Origin of the sequence: Cryobacterium soli (assembly GCF_003611035.1) — a bacterium.
GTDB lineage: Bacteria > Actinomycetota > Actinomycetes > Actinomycetales > Microbacteriaceae > Cryobacterium > Cryobacterium soli.
Window position 1 is genome coordinate 3,901,806 of sequence record NZ_CP030033.1, and the last position, 15,406, is coordinate 3,917,211.

The window sequence follows — 15,406 nt, forward strand, 5'->3', positions numbered from 1 at the left end:
AACGGCTTAGCGGTGAACGGCCTTGGTGATCTTCTTCGCGTTGCGGCTGGCCAGCTTGTGGGTGCGGGCGCGAGCCTTCTTCACGGTCGGGTCGTTCCATGCCTTCTTGGCGTTCCGACGGATCTGCTTGTAGCGGCCGCGGCCTGCCTTGGCTCCGATGAAGTACGCGGCGAAGGCGATGGCGGCGGTGAAGAGGAGGCGTAGAGCGGTCATGGTGGCCTGCTTTCTGGGTGCGGTGGACGCGGACGTGTCAACGCAAGCGTGTGGCGAGGACGGGCGTGATCGCCGCAGTGCCGCAGTGATTGGCCCGCCCTCACTACTGAGAGGGGCGCAGCGGCCGAATCGTCACGGAATTGCCTGACATTCGGTGCACACGCGCAGGTACGGGCGTCGTGGGCACCGTCGGGACGCTTAGTGCGGTGCAGACCTAGGTGTGCGAGCGCTTTCGGACGACCACCATGATGCTCGTAACCAGCCCGACCAGGATGAGGGCGAGGCTCAGGAGCCAGAACAAGGCCGCGACACCCGAGAACACCGGGATCTGACCGAGGAGCAGAACGGCCGACGCGAGAAGTGCGGCGATGGCGGGCACGGTGCGCAATGTCAGGTGGACCCGGTTCATGTGGCTCCTCTGCTGTTGAGAGTCACCTTACAGCCCGGCTGGCGGGCGCGTGGCCGGTTCAGAGGAGGTGTCCGTGGCGGTGTGCGCACAACCCCTGCAATTCTGCCGGCGCCACGGTCGCGGGCCCGGAATTCCGGGTCACCGCAGCGCATCCGTTGCCGGGCTCTGGAGAATTGCAGGAGTTATGCATCGCCTCCCCGTGGAGGACGGTGGCGGGGGCTAGCCGACCCGCACAGTGGCGTCGGGGCGGTGCAGGGTGACCTCGCCGACCACGGCCGGGGTGATCGGGGTGGAGAGCACCTCGCCGGTGGCCGGGTCGGGGGCCAGGCCGAGCACGGTGCCGAGCACCGCCACCGCGGCGGCGGCGGACCAGGCCTGCGGGCGGCAGGCGGCCGGATAAGCCCCAGCGGCGGTGACAGCGGATGCGGCGTCGCCGGAGTGCAGCTCGGGCATCCGGTAGTCGAAGGACTCGGCGGCGGCGAGGAGCCCGCTGATCAGCGCGCCCGCCTCGGCGCCGAAGCCGTCGCGGCCGAGGCCGGCGATCGCGATGGCGGTGTCGTGGGTCCACACCGAGCCGCCGTGGTAGCTCACCGGCCAGTAGCCGGCCGAGTCGGTGGACATGGTGCGCAGGCCGTACCCGGAGTTGAGCTCGGGGGAGACCAGCCGGGCGGCGACGAGGGCGGCTTCCTCGGCGGAGAGCAGGCCGGTGCCGAGCAGGTGGCCGATATTGCTGGTCACGGTGTCGACCGGGCGCTTGAACGCATCCAGTGCCACGGCCGGGTAGCGGCCCTCGGCCGAGTCGATCCAGAAGGATTCCCGGAACCGGGCCTTGAGGTTCTCCGCCCACGCGCGCCAGGTGTCGCCGCCGGGCCGGCCGAACGCGTCGAGCAGGGCGGCGCCGCCGATCGCGGCCTGGTAGGCGTAGGCCTGCACCTCGCAGAGCGCGATGGGGCCGTCGGCGAGGCTGCCGTCACGCCACTGGATCGAGTCGCCGGAGTCCTTCCAGCCCTGGTTGGCCAGGCCGTGGCCGGTGCTGTCGACGTACTCCAGGAACCCGTCGCCGTCGCTGTCGCCGAAGTCACGCATCCAGGCCAGGGCCGCCTCGAGGTGCGGCAGCAGGGCCTCGACCTCGGCGTCGGCCATGCCCCAACGGTGGGCGTCGGCGAGCAGGCAGATCCACAGCGGGGTGGCGTCGACGGTGCCGTAGTACAGCGGCGGCAGTGAGACGTCTTCGCCGGGGATGGTGAACGCGGCCGGGCGCAGTTCGTGCATGATCTTGCCGGGCTGCTCGGCGGTCTCGTCGTTGACCTCGGTGCCCTGCAGCTCGGCGAGGATGCGCAGCGTGGAGGCGGCCAGCTCGGTGCCCAGCGGCAGCAGGAACCGGGCGGCCCAGATCGAGTCGCGGCCGAACAGGGTGAAGAACCACGGGGCGCCGGCGGCCAGGAACGGTTCCTCCGGGCGGGCGGTGGTGGCCATCCGCAGGCCGGAGAGGTCCTCCAACGCCTTCTGCACCCAGCGGCCCAGCCGGGCGTCGCCGGACTGCACCGACACGCCCGCCCACTCGGGCAGCCCGGGGGCCGCCTGCACGACGGTGGCGGAGTGGTCGATGTCGACGGTCCAGGTGACGGTGACGCTGCCGCGAGCCGGCACGGTGACCGCCCAGTTGGCGCCGAGTTCGGTGGGCCCGGGGGCGCCGACCGGGTCGGCCGAGTGCCGGCCGAGCGCCGCGGCATCCGTGCCCAGCACGCCGTCGCCGCTCACCTGCACGAGCGCCGCCACGGTGGGCGTGGTCAGGCGGAGGCCCGCATCCGTGGTCTGCACCTCGACCACCGGGGTCTCGGGCAGCTCGGCCGCCGGGAACGCGGCCCGGTCGGCCGCGCTGGCCAGACCGGCCTTGACGGTCTGCATATCGGCGAAGTCCGCCGACAGCCGCACGGCCACGGTGGTGTCGATCGGTTCGGCCAGCCCGGACTCGATGGTGACCTGCTCGGTGAGCCGGCCGGCGGTGACCGTGCGGGTGACGTGCAGTCGCAGCCGCGGGTCGGCGGTACGGTCGTCGAGGTGCCGGAGCAGCGCGGTGAACGTCATCTCACCGGCACCGCGGGCGGCCGAGCCGATCGGCTCACCGGCGGCGCCGCCGACCGACACGGTCCACCCGGAGAGGATGCGGGTGTCGGCGTGATAGAGGCCGTGGATCGGCAGGCTCGTGCGCCCGTCGGTGCCGGACCACGCCTGGGTGGGCGCGGCCAGAACGATGGCGGAATCGTGGAGCAGGGGCTGGACGGGGTGGGAAAGCATGAGTGAGGTACGACTCCAGTGGTGTTGTGGTGCGGATCCGGGGAAACGAAGTGGGGAGGAGCGGCTACTCCTTCACGGCCCCGTCGGTGGTGTTCATGATGCGTTTCTGGAAGATGAAGAACATCACCGCCACCGGGATGGTCATGATCGCCGCCGCGGCCAGCTTGAGCGGGTACTGCGTGCCCTGGCTCAGCTGCCCGGAGGCCAGCGACGCGACGCCCTTGGTGAGCGTGGTGAGTTCGGGCGATTGGGTGGCCACGATGAAGTGCGACAGCTCGTTCCAGGAGCCCTGGAACGACAGGATGATGATGGTCACCAGCGCCGGCCGGGCCATCGGCAGCACGATCGACCAGAACACCCGGAAGGTGCCGGCGCCGTCGATGCGGGCCTGCTCCTCGACGCTGGCGGGGATGGACTCAAAGAAGTTCTTCATGATGAACACGCCCGCGGCATCGGTGAGCAGCGGCACGATCATGGCCACGTAGGTGTCGTAGATGCCCAGCTGGTTGATCACCAGGAACTTGGGGATCAGCAGCACCACACCGGGCACGCTCATCACGGCGATGAGCAGCGCGAAGATCACGTTGCGGCCCCGGAAGTGCAGCCGGGCCAACGCATACCCGGCCAGGGAGTTGAAGAACACCCGGCCGAGGGTGACGAAGACCGTGACGATGGCGGAGTTCTGGAACCAGACCGGGAAGTCCGAGTTGAGGAACAACTTCTCGTACGCGGCCGACGACCAGGTGGCCGGAATCAGCGACATCGGATTGCTCGCGGCTTCGGCATCCGTCTTGAACGACGTGGCGACCTGCACCAGGAACGGGGCGATGTAGATGATCGCGAGCACGATCAGGATGGCGTAGAGCAGCGACCGGCCGGCGACGGCGGAGGTGGGCAGCTGCGGCCGGCTCAGGGTGCGCAGCCGCTGGGAGGGGGAGCTGGGCTTCACTCGGGCGCGTGCGGTGGTGCTCATTTGGAACCTCCGTCAGTGGGGGTCTGCACGTACAGGCGCATCCGGCGGGCGGAGACGGCGCGTTCGGCCAGCAGCCAGCGCTGGAAGAGGGTGAAGACCACGATGATCACGAACAGGATGAACGCGATGGCGGCGCCCTGGCCCCACGCCTGGTTGGTGAACGCGGTTTGGTAGGAGAGGTAGGCCGGGGTGAGCGTGGTCTTGCCCGGACCACCCTGGGTGCCCGTGTAGATCTGGTCGAACACCTGCCAGGCGCCGATCAGGCCCAGGGTGAGCACGGTGAACAGCGTCGGACGCAACTGGGGGAGGGTGACCCGCCAGAAGCGCTGCCAGCCGTTGGCACCGTCCATCATGGCCGCTTCCACGACGTCGCCGCTGAGGTTCTGCAGCGCCGCGATGAAGAGCAGCATGAACGTGCCGCTGGTGGTGAACACGGCCATCAGGATGAACGCGCTCATGGCCACGGATGGCCCGGCGAGCCACTCCCAGAAGGAGATGCCGAGAAAGGAGTTGCCGGTGAGAGCCGCCGGGCCCGTCTGCACGCCGAAGACCCGGAGGATGTTGTGCAGCACGCCGCTGGGGTCGTTGAACCAGTTAGGCCCGTTCACGCCGATGAAGGAGAGCAGCTTGTTCACCGCGCCGGTGGAGCTGAACAGGAACAGCCAGAGCACGGTGATGGCGACCGAGCTGGTGACCGACGGGAAATAGAACGCGGTGCGGAAGAACCCGCGACCGCGCAGGATCGCCCGGTTCACCAGCACGGCCAGGAACAACGAGAGCATGGTCTGGATCGGCACGACCAGGAGCACGTACCAGGCGTTGTTACGCAGGGCCGTGCCGAAGTCCTGCTCGGCCAGACCGCCGCCGCCCAGCAGGGCGGAGTAGTTGTCCATGCCCACGAACGACACCGTGCCGGCGAAGGGGCTGCCGCGGCCGTTCCAGTCGGAGAAGCTCACCCAGAGGGCCATCAGCACCGGGATGACCAGGAACATGCCGAGGAGGATGATCATCGGGGCGGTGAACAGCCACCCCGAGGCGGCCTCGCCGCCCCGGATTCCGGAGCGGCGAGACGTGCGAGCAGGTGTCGTCATGGCGAACTACTTCAGCAGTGCTTCGAGGTTCTTCTGCGTGGAGTCGAGGATGGTCTGCGCATCCCCGGTCTTGAGCGACTCGAGCTGTGCGTTGAGGTCACTCACGACATCCGCTGAACCCTGCAGGTTGGGCACGCCCTTGGCGTAGTCGGCCCCGGCAAGGAAGGGCACCAGGGTGGGGTTGGCGCTCTTCCACTCCTCGGCGGCGGACTGGATGGACGGCATCGGGCCGAACTCCTCGGAGAAGGTCAGCTGGGCGTCCTTGCTGGTGAGCTGTTCGACGAGGTCGAGCGCGGCGGCCTGGTTGGGGCTGTCGGCGGCGATGCCCCAGCAGTTGGTGAACTGCAGGGTGCCCTTGCCCTCCGGGCCCGCGGGGAGCTCGGCGACCGTGTAGTTCACGTCGGGGAAGTCGTTCGTCATGGCCCCGGTGATCCAATTGCCCTCGATGGTCATGGCGGACAGCTGCTTACCGAACGCCTCGCCGCCCCAGCCCGCGCCGAGCTCGGTGGCGTACTTCATCACGCCGTCTTTGAGCAGGGTCTGCGCGTACTCGAGTCCTTCGACGCTCTCCGGGCTGTTCGCGGTGGCCTCGGTGCTGTCCTCGTTCATCAGGTTGCCGCCGGCCTGGGCCATGAAGGCGCCGAGACGGGCGTATTCGCCGCCGATGCCCAGGCCCACCTGGGTGTCGGTGGTGAGGGTCTTGGCCACGGTGGCGAGTTCATCCCAGGTGGTGGGGATGTCGGCATCCGTGAGGCCGGCCGCCGCCCAGAGGTCGGTGTTGATGATCAGCTGCAGGGTGGAGAAGTCCTTCGGGGCGCAGTAGAACTCGCCGTCGTAGGTGAAGGAGCTGACCAGGCTCGGATAGAAGTCGTCCTTGTTGGCCAGGTCGTCGCCGTAGGGGAGCAGCGAGCCGTTCGACGCGTAGCCGGCGAGGGCATCCGTGGAAAGGTAGAAGACGTCGGCCGGCTTCTGCGCGGCGAAGCCCTGGGCGAGCTGCTGGTTGAGGTCGCTGGCGACACTGACCTTCGCCTCGGTGCCCGAGTCCTTGGACCAGGCGGCGACGGCCTCGTTGACTGCGGCGGTCTCGGCGTCGCCGCTCGAGCCGATCAAAACCGTGAGGCCCTTCGAGGAATCGCTGGTGAGTTCGCCGTCGGTGGAGCCGGCGCTGTCGCCGAAACCCGACCCGGAACCACATGCGCTGAGAGTGAGGGCGCCGACCACGGTGAGGCCTGCGCCGATCAACCAGCGGGAGTTGCGTCGTTGCATCTTGATGCTCCTTCTGTCGCGCTACGGTGCGCGCTTGCTTGTGTAGTGGTCACAGTAGCTGAATTAATTTGATCGATCAAATGTTTTCTTGGATCGATCAAATAATGGGTATTTTGTGGGAGCAAACGCGGTACTCTGTGGGAGATCGGTGTTGGATCGATCCATTGGCGGGCACCTAAGTGCCGGCCGATGCGGGACTCGGGGGAGGAGCGGCCATGACTACGTTTCCGACCGTGACGGATGTCGCGCTGGCCGCCGGCGTCTCCCGCCAGACCGTCTCGAACGTGATGAACTCGCCCGACATCGTGCGCGCCGACACCCGGGAGCGGGTGCAGGCCGCGATCGCCGAGCTGGGCTACCGCCCGCACGCGTCGGCGAGGCGGCTCCGCACCCGGCGGAGCTCCACCATCGGCATCCGGCTCGACCCCATGATCGACGGCATCTCCGGCTCGGTGCTCGACAGCTTCCTGCACGCCCTCACCGAGCAGGCGGACCGGCAGGGCCTGCGGGTGCTGTTGTTCACCGCGACCGGCCCCGAGGACGAGATCACCCAGCTCAAACGCCTCAACGACGGCGCTGATGTGGACGGCTTCGTGCTCACCTCGACGTTCGCCGGCGACCCCCGCACGACCTGGCTGCTCGAGAACGGGATCTCGTTCGTGACCTTCGGCCGCCCGTGGGGCGTGGACGACATGGACGACCCGCAGCATCTCTGGGTGGACGTGGACGGCTGGACCGGCCTGCACGAGGCCACCCGCGCGCAGCAGGATGCCGGTGCCCGCCGCATCGGGTACATCGGCTGGCCGAGCCCGTCCGGCACGGGCGACGACCGCCGGCGCGGCTGGCGCGACGCGATGCTCGAGCGCGGCGACGTCACCGAGGACGAACTGGCCCAGCTCGAGGTGGTCACCGTGGACGGCGTGGCCGAGGGAACCGCGGCCATGCAGGAGTTGCGCCGCACCGCCGGGCGGCTCGACGCGGTGCTCTGCGCGAGCGACTCCCTCGCCCTGGGTGCCATGATCGCCAACCCCGAGCGGGTTCCGGTCACCGGCTACGACAACACACCCGTCGCCGCGGCGATCGGGCTCTCCAGCGTCGATCAGTCCGTGGACGAGGTGGCCGCCGGGGTGCTCGAGTTGCTGACGGGCGAGTTCGGCGGCAAGGTGCACGGCGCCCCGGAGTCGGTGGAGCCTCGGCACCGCATGGTGAAGCCTCGGCTGGTGGTGCGCGAGTTCGCCGCCATCCCCATGGAGGCCCCGGCGCCGGCCTGAGCGGCGTGAGTTGCCCGAGCGCGGGTGCGGCGCCGCTTCGCGGGTGGCGCGCATCAAGCGCAGCGGCGCCTGGCCCGCGCGTGTCCGAGGGTGGATGTGGTGCGCGGGTGCGGCGCCGCTTCGCGGTGGCGCGCCCCGCGGCCCTTGCGAGCGGCCCGATGTGTGCCGTCCCCCGGCGGAGCGGCGAGCAGCCTCAGCGGTCGGCGAGGAGCTGCCGCAGCGTGTGCTCGACCGGGGTTGTGGCGTGCCCGATGACGGTCTCCAAGGTGGGGTCGGTGACGGCGAACTCACCGCGCCGGGCGGCCTGGAACATGCCCAGGGAGAAGTCCGCCACCATGGGCGGCAGCCCGCGCTCAATCGCCGAGGCCCGCCACTCGTCGTCGCTCACGGTGACACGGGTGACGGTCTGACCGGTGAGGGTGCTCAGGATGCCCGCCACCTGCCCGAGGTCGAGGGCGACCGACGCGGTGAGCGGGGCGGAGATGCCGTCAAGAGTGCCGCCGTCGGTGAGCGCGATCGCGGCCGCCTCGGCGAGGTCCTGGTGGGCGGTCCACGACACCGGACCGTCTTCGGGCACCACGATGCGGCCCGTGCTCAGCGCGCTGTCCAGGTGGATGCCGAGCGCAGTGGCGTAGAACCCGTTGCGCAGCGCGGTGAACGGCACGCCCTGCCCGGCCAGATGGGTCTGGGTGGCGGCGTGCACGAGCTGCGGAGGAAAAAGCGAGTCGGGCGCGGCTGCCTGGTGGCTCGTGTAGAGCACCCGCCCCGCCCCGGCCGCCTTCGCCGCGTCGATGGCGACCCGGTTGGCGTCGAACGCGCCGCCGCCGCGGATGGCCGCCGAGATCACGAGCACCTGGTCCGCGCCCTCGAAGGCGTGCGCGAGCGACCCGGGGTCGGTGAAGTCCCCGGCACGCACCCGCACGCCGCGGTCGGACAGCCCGCGGGCCTTGGCCGGGTCCCGCACGCTGACCCCAACGGAGGCGGCCGGCACCCGCTCCAGGAGGCGGTCGACGATTTGGGCTCCGAGGTGCCCGGTGGCACCGGTGACGATTATCATTGATTCGCTCCATTCGTTTCCAGTGATTCTCGCTCGAGGTTAGCACCGAAGTTCCGTTGGAAACAATTACGCGATATCGTTGACCTCATGACCGAACTTGCCGCAGCATCCGTCAGCGACGATCAGCGCACCCGCATCGTCGAGGTGGCCGCCCGGCTGCTGCGCGAACGGGGTGCCGCCGGGCTCACCACCCGCGGGGTGGCGGATGCCGCGGATGTGCAGCCGCCGGCCATCTACAGGCTGTTCGGCGACAAGGACGGCCTGATCGAGGCGGTCGCCGAGCACGTCATGGCCGAACACGTCGCCGCGAAGTCGACGGTGGGCGACCCCGGCGATCCTGTGGCCGCCCTGCGGTCGGGCTGGCAGCTGCAGATCGACTTCGGGCTGGCGAACCCCGATCTGGGCGCCCTGCTGACCGCGCCGGGGCGGGCGGGGCGATCACCCGCCATCGAGGCCGGCATCAAGGTGCTGCGCGCGCGAGTGCGGGCGCTCGCCGAAGCCGGGCTGCTCCGGGTGAGCGAGCGGCGCGCGGTCGATCTGATTCACGCTGCCGGCGCCGGGGTCGTTCTGGCGCTCCTGGAGGCTGCGCCGGAGGAGCGCGATCCCGGGCTGTCCGATGCTCTGCTCGACGCCGTGTTGCAGCAGATCCTCGAGCTCCACTCGGACGGGAGCCAGGGCGTCAGCTCCAGCGCGGCGATCGCCGTCACCTTCGCCGCGCACATTCCCGCCCTGCCGGCGCTCACCTCGGCCGAGCGGAGTCTGCTCACGGAGTGGGTGGGCCGGTCGATCGACGCCGCGGAGCGCTAAGGAACGATCGGCGCCCGAAGGTCGGCGAGCGCCGTGATCGCCCGCTCGGGGTGTTCAGCGATTCGGTTGAGGACGTAGAGCCACCACTCGCCACCGAAAATCGCGTACTCCCGCGTCCGGTACCCCTCGTCGTGCAGGGTGTCCAAGAGGGCGGGCGCAAGGCCGCGCAGCATCTCGAACTCGACGCCGGCACGCAGCAGCCGGCTGCCGTAACGCTCTTTCAGCAGGTCGATCAGCTCGGGATCATGGGTGGCGAACGACACCGCATGATCGGCATCGAGGATGCGCCCGGCCAGGGTCAGATAGCTCTCGAGGAGCGCGGCCTGCCCGCGCCGGATGGCGACCTCGTCGCTTTCGAGAAAAGCGCCCTTGACCAGACGGATGGGACCGGGGTGGCGGAGGAGCCGGTCGAGGTCGTGGGGACTGCGGTGCAGGCGCGCCTGGAGGGTGATGCCGACGTGGGGGAAGTACGACGCCACCGCGTCGTACAGATCGAGCACCAGATCGGTGCGGTCCGAGCCCTCGGCGGAGATCATGAGCGCCGAGCCCGACGCCCGGGTGGCCGCGGCCAGCTCCCGCGCGTGGGCGAGGCCCAGGTCGTAACTCACGGTCGAGCCGATGTGGGAGAGGTCGAAGGACACCGTGGTCGGAACCGGAAAATCGGTCAGCGCGGCCGCGAGGTTCAGGAAGACGTCAGTCTCCGCTCGGGCGATGTCGGCATCTCGCACGCTCTCGCCCGCGTATTCGATGCTGCCCAGATGACCGCGGGCGGCCGCCCCGGTGACCGCGGCGAGCGCCTCGTCGATGGTCTCGCCGGCGGTGTACCGACTCGCGACCTGGCGGGCGAGTGGGGACAGCGCGGGGTTCGCCATGACGCGTGCCTTCAGGTCTTCGTCCAGTGCCCACGCCCGGAGGGTGTCGGCGGCTCGTTCGTACTCGGTTTCGTTCGTGGGCATGGGACAGAACTGTATTGCATCCAGGCCCCTCACATCACGTCCGGGGCGGGACCGGCCGTCCATTACTATCGACGATAGATATTTGCGCCCATCGGGCCGGTTGGGAGCACCACGTGTCAGGTACCGTTCTTCTCGTCCACGGGGCAAACCACCGGGGTTCAAGCTGGCGTGCGCTGCAGGGCGCACTGGCCGGGCGCGGCATCCACTCGGTGACGGTCGACCTGCCCAGCGCGTCGCCCGCGCTGGCTGATCTGCATGCCGATGCTCAGGTCATCCGCGGGGCGGTGGCCCGGCACAGCGCCACCGTCGTGGTCTGTCACTCCTACGGCGGGATGCCCACCACCGAGGCGTTGGTGGGCAACACCAGCGTGGAGCGCATCGTGTACCTCACGGCCTGGATGCCGCGCCCGGGCATGTCGCTGCTCGACCTCTCCGGCAACGGGGGCGACGACCCTGAGGGCGAGGATCTCTGGCAGGTGTCGGCCGACGGCGCCACCATCGGCGCGCCGGACCCGACGACCCTGTTCTACAACCGCTGCACGCCGGATGTGGCGGAGGCCGCCATGCGTGATCTCACCCCGCAGTCGTTCGCCTCGTTCACGCAGGGGGTGACTGGCGCGGCGTGGCACACCATCCCCGCCACCTACATAGTCTGCGAAGACGACAACGCCATCGCGCCGGACCTGCAGCGGGCGATGGCCGCGCAGGCCGACGAGGTGTTCGTGCTCGACAGCGACCACTCGCCGTTCCTGTCGTACCCGGAGCGCACGGCAGCGCTGGTCGCCACTCTCGTCGATCACTGAGCCGAGCCCCTCGGCGGCCGCCGAGCCCAGTGGTTACCCGGCAAGCTTGAGCCGGCGGATGCGTCGCACCTGGCCGGCGGGAGGTGGTGCGCGGGTGCGGCGCCGCTTGGCGGGTGGCGCGCCGAGGGCGCAGCGGCGTGTGACCAGCGCTTCGCCGACCGCGGGCGTGGCGCCGTTTCGCGGGTGGGGCGTGCGGTTGGCGGGCATCCCGCGTGGCGGCCTGCGGCCCGCGCTTCGCCGTTCGCGGGGGCGGCGCCCATTCGCGGGTGGCGCGCCGAGAGCGCAGCGGCGTGTGACCAGCGCGTCGCCGTGAGTCAGGCGTGCACGGGGCCGTGCCGGGGCCGAGAACGGGTATGGAGCTCCCGCCGGGTCAGGCCGGCTCCCGCCGGGTCAGGCCGACTCCCGCCGGGTCAGGCCGACTCCCGCCGGGTCAGGCCGGCTCCCCTCGGTCACGCCGGGTAGGCCGCGATGGCGCGCTGGGCGATGTCGAAGATGGTCGGGAAGGACGATTCGGGCACTCGCACCAGGCGCAGGCAGCCGCGGGCGATCGAGTCCGCGTAGGCGTGTCGGGCCGCGCCGCCGCCCCAGTCGCGCTGCACGAGGATGCTCTCGACCAGGCCGAAGACCAGGTGCAGGTCGTCGGTCACGGCCTGCGGGTCGGTGCCGGCAGCCGCGGCGGCCGTGGCGAAGCGGAGGTAGTGCTCCTGCAGGGCGGCCTGCATGGTGTCGCCGCGCTCGGCCTTGGCGTCGGGCAGACGGTAGAGCACGTGCAGGTTCCAGCGGTCCTGCAGGATCACGTCGAGGTCGTACTTCGCCAGCGCGTAGAGCTTGGTGGGCGCGTCGAGCGGCTGGGTGTCGAGCCACTCGGCGAAGTGCACCGCCGGCTCGACGGTTCCGGTGAGCAGGGCGCCCAGGATGCTGCCCTTGTCGGCGAAGTGGTAGTACAGCGAGGCCTGGCGGATGCCCACCACCGACGCGATCTGCCGGGTGGTGGTGTCGGTGTAGCCCTGCTCGGTGAACAGCGTGGCGGCGGCCTCGAGGATCTCGTCGCGGGTGCTCAGGCCCGCGCGCTGCTTGCCCTCGGCGCGGGGGCGGCCGGCGGTGCGCTTGGGCGTGGTCGGCGCATCCGTCTGGGCATCCGTCGGGGAGGTCGCCGTGGTGCCAGAGGTGCCACTCGCGTCGGTGTCGGGTGTCGAGGTCATGCGCTCTGGGGCTCCGTGCTCTCGAGGGGGAGGGTGGACGAGTGGATGCGGCCGGACTGCACGATCAGCCGCATCGCGCCGGGTTCGGCCAGGGCGTTGAGCTGGGCAAGCGGATCGACCAGAGTTGCCACCAGATCGGCCCTTTTACCCGGCTCGATGGTGCCGACTTCGTCCAGTATGCCGCTCATGCGGGCGGCGGACGACGTGCCGGCCAGGATCGCCTGCATCGGGGTGAGGCCGAACTCCACGAGCAGGGCTAGTTCGCGCAGATTGGCGCCGTGCTCCACGATGCCGGCGTCGGTGCCGAGCGCCACATTCACGCCGGCACGGATGGCGGCGCCGACCCGTTCACGGGCGTTCTGCACCGTGCGGCGACGTTTGGCCACGGTCCAAGGGGCTGCGGTGGGGGAGACCGGGCGGGTGAGCGTGGACAGGGTGGGTACCAGGAAGGTGCCCTGCTCGCCCATCAGCTCGATGGTGGCGTCGTCGATGAGGTAGCCGTGCTCGATGCTGCGCACGCCCGCGCGCACGGCCGCGGCGATGCCCGCGGTGCCGATGGAGTGCGCGGCGACGCCGATGTGGCCGTGCCGGGCGGCCTCCTCCACGACGGCACGGAGCTCGGCCTCGCTCAGGCCGCCGCCCTCCGGGTTGCTGCGTGGGCTGCCCATGCCGCCCGTGGCGGCCACCTTGATCCAGTCGGCGCCCTCGCGGATCACCTCGCGGGTGAGCCGCACGAAGTCGGCGGGGGAGTCGCCCACCACTCCGGCGCCGGGGCCGGTGTCCAGCGGGGTGCCGCCCACCGTGCGCCAGTCGCCGTGCCCGCCGCTGACGCTGAGGATGCGGATGGCCAGTTGCAGCGCCGGCCCGACGATGACGCCGTCGGCGAGGGCATCGCGAAAGCCGGAGTCCGCGCCGGCCAGGTCTCGGGCGCTGGTGACTCCGGCGTCGAGCGTGGCGCGCAGGGCCGGCACCGCCCGCAGGGTCTTGGCGCTCTCCGGTTCGGTGATGCTCGTGAGGGTGTCGGTGGCGGGGGAGGTGCTCACGTGCACGTGGCAGTCGAAGAAGCCCGGCAGCACGGTGTGGCCGGTGCCGTCGAGAACCGTGAGGGCATCCCGGTTGATCACCTGAGGCAGCGGCAGGGAGCCGGTGGGGGAGATCGACGCGAAGACCCCGTCGGTGACGAGCACATCGAGGGCGGGCCGCGGGGCGCCGCCGAGGCCGTCGATCACGGTGACATTGCGCAGCAGCAGGCTCGGGGTCATGGCCCCAGTCTACCGAATACCTATCGCTGATCGAATTTACGTGATCGAAACATGCGGCAATCAGGCCGAAACAGGGTCGGGATAGTTTTTGTCAGCGATAGATATTTAGGTTCCCCCTGGCCCACCCTGTTCCGAGAGGTTCGACCCGATGTCCCCAACTCCCCTCCACCGCCCCGTGCGGTCCGCCTTCTCCCGCCCCCGCACATCCGTTCTGCTCACCGGCCTCGCCGCCGTCACCGCGATCGCGCTCGCCGGCTGCTCCAGCTCCAGCTCGACCGACAGCTTCGGCTCCGACGCATCCGACAGCCTCACCGTCGTGATCACCCAGACCTACACCACCCCGCCCGACCCCGACACGAACTACGACGGCCCGGGCCTGAACATCATCGAGAGCACCTACGAGGGGCTCGTCGCCTACCAGGACGGCTCGGACACCGCCGAGATCGTGCCCGAACTCGCCACCGACTGGACTCTCTCCGACGACGGCCTCACCTACACCTTCACCCTGCGCGAGGGCGTCACCTTCCACGACGGCACCGAATTCACCGCCGAGGCCGTGGTGGCTTCGTTCGAGCGTCGCACCGCCGTCGACGGCGGCCCGGCCTACATGGTCGGCGACGTCACGGCCGTCACCCCGGTCGACGACTACACGGTCGACGTGACCCTCGCCGCACCGAACTCGGCGTTCGTGGACTACCTCGCCTCGCCGTTCGGCCTCAAGATGGTCAGCCCCACCGTGCTCACCGAGGAGGCCGGCGACGACTTCGCGCAGACCTACCTCACCACGCACGACGCCGGCACCGGCCCCTACGAACTGACGGATGTCGAAACCGGCGTCTCATACACGCTCACCGCCGCCGACGACTATTGGGGCGACACCCCCGAGTTCAGCACCGTGAACATCGAGATCAGCGACAACGCCTCGGCCGCCCAGCTGCGCCTGGAGCGCGGCGAGATCGACGCGATCCTCGGCAACCTGAACAAGACCACCTTCGCGTCGCTGGCGAGCAACGACGAGCTCGACGCGTCGACGTTCCCCAACTTCACCACCCAGATGGTCTACGTGAACCCGGCCTCCGCCATCTTCACCACGCTGGAGGACCGCACCGCACTGTTCGCGGGCCTCGACACCGAGACCATCATCGACGCGTCGATGGGCGAGCTCGAGGTGCCCACCAGTCAGCTGTTCCCGGCCGGCATGCTCGACGCCGCAGCGGATGACCAGGGTGTCACCTATGACCCCGCGGCCCTGCAGGGCATCGTGGATTCCGGGATCGCCGCAGGAAAGACCATCCGCATCGGCTACCCGGCGTCGAGCTCCGACGCCGCGGCCGTGGCCCAGGAGATGGGCGCCACGCTCAGCTCCGCCGGCCTGCCCGCCGAGGCCGTGTCGCTCGGCAGCGGATCGGTGTACTCCCTGACCGACGACCTGGCCGCAGCCCCCGACCTGGTGATCATGGCCGCGTTCCCCGACGCCGGCCACGTGGACGCCTGGGCCCGCATCATCTACACGCCCACCGGTGGCCTCGACGTGCTGGGCGCCGAGGTGCCCGGCCTGAACGACGACCTCGACGCGGCCCTGGCCACGGAGGGCAACGACGCGTACGCCGCCATCGCCCAGAAGATCATCGCGGCCAAGTACTGGTTCTCGATCGGCTCGCTGCAGACCACGACCATCGCCCGCACCGGTCTGACCGGCCTGGACGACGCCCGCAACCTGCTCGAGTACAACGTGCTGCACTTCGCAGCGCTCGGCAACGAGTAGTAGCACCCACCCGGCCGGCGGCGGCTCTCCCGA

Annotated in this window: 15 protein-coding genes; 4 read left to right on the forward strand and 11 right to left on the reverse strand. The window is 70.0% G+C overall.

Annotated features, from left to right (window positions below; translation table 11 throughout):
• Window positions 1-6: 6 nt before the first annotated feature.
• The 6 genes from DOE79_RS18135 to DOE79_RS18160 all read right to left on the reverse strand — a co-directional run bounded on the left by DOE79_RS18135 (window position 7) and on the right by DOE79_RS18160 (window position 6,250).
• Window positions 7-213: a hypothetical protein gene (locus DOE79_RS18135; RefSeq protein ID WP_120339694.1), complete on the reverse strand. Its 207-nt coding sequence runs from the start codon at window positions 211-213 to the stop codon at window positions 7-9.
• A 214-nt stretch (window positions 214-427) separates the two neighbouring features.
• A complete protein-coding gene (locus DOE79_RS18140) occupies window positions 428-622 on the reverse strand; it encodes a hypothetical protein (RefSeq protein ID WP_120339695.1) in 195 nt (64 codons plus the stop codon).
• 219 nt (window positions 623-841) lie between these two features.
• Complete coding sequence (locus tag DOE79_RS18145; RefSeq protein WP_120339696.1) at window positions 842-2,920, reverse strand: glycogen debranching N-terminal domain-containing protein; 2,079 nt, start codon at window positions 2,918-2,920, stop codon at window positions 842-844.
• Window positions 2,921-2,984: 64 nt separating this feature from the next.
• Window positions 2,985-3,893, reverse strand: a complete 909-nt coding sequence (locus DOE79_RS18150) for a carbohydrate ABC transporter permease (RefSeq protein WP_120339697.1) — start codon at window positions 3,891-3,893, stop codon at window positions 2,985-2,987.
• Window positions 3,890-4,984 carry a carbohydrate ABC transporter permease gene (locus DOE79_RS18155; protein ID WP_120339698.1) on the reverse strand — a complete coding sequence of 365 codons (1,095 nt, stop codon included), beginning with the start codon at window positions 4,982-4,984 and terminating at the stop codon, window positions 3,890-3,892. The genes DOE79_RS18150 and DOE79_RS18155 overlap by 4 nt, the downstream gene beginning before the upstream one ends.
• 6 nt (window positions 4,985-4,990) lie before the next feature.
• A complete protein-coding gene (locus tag DOE79_RS18160; RefSeq protein WP_120339699.1) occupies window positions 4,991-6,250 on the reverse strand; it encodes a sugar ABC transporter substrate-binding protein in 1,260 nt (419 codons plus the stop codon).
• 215 nt (window positions 6,251-6,465) lie between these two features.
• Between DOE79_RS18160 and DOE79_RS18165 the strand changes: the two genes are divergently transcribed.
• Complete coding sequence (locus DOE79_RS18165) at window positions 6,466-7,521, forward strand: LacI family DNA-binding transcriptional regulator (protein ID WP_120339700.1); 1,056 nt, start codon at window positions 6,466-6,468, stop codon at window positions 7,519-7,521.
• A 193-nt stretch (window positions 7,522-7,714) separates the two neighbouring features.
• Here the strand turns inward: DOE79_RS18165 and DOE79_RS18170 are convergent, their stop codons facing one another.
• Entirely contained in the window at window positions 7,715-8,578 is an 864-nt protein-coding gene (locus tag DOE79_RS18170) for an NAD(P)H-binding protein (protein WP_120339701.1), read from the reverse strand.
• A gap of 87 nt (window positions 8,579-8,665) precedes the next feature.
• On the opposite strand from DOE79_RS18170, the gene DOE79_RS18175 reads away from it, so the two are divergent.
• Window positions 8,666-9,385 (forward strand): TetR/AcrR family transcriptional regulator, encoded by a 720-nt coding sequence (locus DOE79_RS18175; RefSeq protein WP_120339702.1) that lies wholly within the window; start codon window positions 8,666-8,668, stop codon window positions 9,383-9,385.
• Here the strand turns inward: DOE79_RS18175 and DOE79_RS18180 are convergent.
• Window positions 9,382-10,341, reverse strand: a complete 960-nt coding sequence (locus DOE79_RS18180; RefSeq protein WP_120339703.1) for a proline dehydrogenase family protein — start codon at window positions 10,339-10,341, stop codon at window positions 9,382-9,384. The genes DOE79_RS18175 and DOE79_RS18180 overlap by 4 nt on opposite strands.
• Window positions 10,342-10,454: 113 nt before the next feature.
• Between DOE79_RS18180 and DOE79_RS18185 the strand changes: the two genes are divergently transcribed.
• Window positions 10,455-11,144, forward strand: coding sequence for an alpha/beta hydrolase (locus tag DOE79_RS18185; protein WP_162942835.1), 690 nt, complete (start codon window positions 10,455-10,457; stop codon window positions 11,142-11,144).
• Window positions 11,145-11,177: 33 nt separating this feature from the next.
• On the opposite strand, the gene DOE79_RS20685 is transcribed toward DOE79_RS18185, so the two are convergent.
• The 3 genes from DOE79_RS20685 to DOE79_RS18195 all read right to left on the reverse strand — a co-directional run bounded on the left by DOE79_RS20685 (window position 11,178) and on the right by DOE79_RS18195 (window position 13,608).
• Entirely contained in the window at window positions 11,178-11,351 is a 174-nt protein-coding gene (locus tag DOE79_RS20685; RefSeq protein WP_162942836.1) for a hypothetical protein, read from the reverse strand.
• 242 nt (window positions 11,352-11,593) lie between these two features.
• Window positions 11,594-12,346: a TetR/AcrR family transcriptional regulator gene (locus DOE79_RS18190; RefSeq protein WP_120339704.1), complete on the reverse strand. Its 753-nt coding sequence runs from the start codon at window positions 12,344-12,346 to the stop codon at window positions 11,594-11,596.
• Entirely contained in the window at window positions 12,343-13,608 is a 1,266-nt protein-coding gene (locus DOE79_RS18195) for a metal-dependent hydrolase family protein (protein ID WP_120339705.1), read from the reverse strand. The genes DOE79_RS18190 and DOE79_RS18195 overlap by 4 nt, the downstream gene beginning before the upstream one ends.
• Before the next feature lie 148 nt (window positions 13,609-13,756).
• Here DOE79_RS18195 and DOE79_RS18200 point away from each other — a divergent pair, with 148 nt between their 5' ends.
• The gene (locus DOE79_RS18200) at window positions 13,757-15,373 is read left to right on the forward strand and encodes an ABC transporter substrate-binding protein (protein WP_120339706.1); all 1,617 of its coding nucleotides are present in this window, start codon (window positions 13,757-13,759) and stop codon (window positions 15,371-15,373) included.
• Window positions 15,374-15,406 lie beyond the last annotated feature (33 nt).

Coding starts and splice junctions, on each gene's coding strand:
- DOE79_RS18155 (WP_120339698.1), bottom strand. CDS start 4,984: ATGACGACACCTGCTCGCACGTCTCGCCGCTCCGGAATCCGGGGCGGC.
- DOE79_RS18135 (WP_120339694.1), bottom strand. CDS start 213: ATGACCGCTCTACGCCTCCTCTTCACCGCCGCCATCGCCTTCGCCGCG.
- DOE79_RS18195 (WP_120339705.1), bottom strand. CDS start 13,608: ATGACCCCGAGCCTGCTGCTGCGCAATGTCACCGTGATCGACGGCCTC.
- DOE79_RS18180 (WP_120339703.1), bottom strand. CDS start 10,341: ATGCCCACGAACGAAACCGAGTACGAACGAGCCGCCGACACCCTCCGG.
- DOE79_RS18190 (WP_120339704.1), bottom strand. CDS start 12,346: ATGACCTCGACACCCGACACCGACGCGAGTGGCACCTCTGGCACCACG.
- DOE79_RS18145 (WP_120339696.1), bottom strand. CDS start 2,920: ATGCTTTCCCACCCCGTCCAGCCCCTGCTCCACGATTCCGCCATCGTT.
- DOE79_RS18175 (WP_120339702.1), top strand. CDS start 8,666: ATGACCGAACTTGCCGCAGCATCCGTCAGCGACGATCAGCGCACCCGC.
- DOE79_RS18170 (WP_120339701.1), bottom strand. CDS start 8,578: ATGATAATCGTCACCGGTGCCACCGGGCACCTCGGAGCCCAAATCGTC.
- DOE79_RS18150 (WP_120339697.1), bottom strand. CDS start 3,893: ATGAGCACCACCGCACGCGCCCGAGTGAAGCCCAGCTCCCCCTCCCAG.
- DOE79_RS18200 (WP_120339706.1), top strand. CDS start 13,757: ATGTCCCCAACTCCCCTCCACCGCCCCGTGCGGTCCGCCTTCTCCCGC.
- DOE79_RS18165 (WP_120339700.1), top strand. CDS start 6,466: ATGACTACGTTTCCGACCGTGACGGATGTCGCGCTGGCCGCCGGCGTC.
- DOE79_RS18160 (WP_120339699.1), bottom strand. CDS start 6,250: ATGCAACGACGCAACTCCCGCTGGTTGATCGGCGCAGGCCTCACCGTG.
- DOE79_RS18140 (WP_120339695.1), bottom strand. CDS start 622: ATGAACCGGGTCCACCTGACATTGCGCACCGTGCCCGCCATCGCCGCA.
- DOE79_RS20685 (WP_162942836.1), bottom strand. CDS start 11,351: ATGCCCGCCAACCGCACGCCCCACCCGCGAAACGGCGCCACGCCCGCG.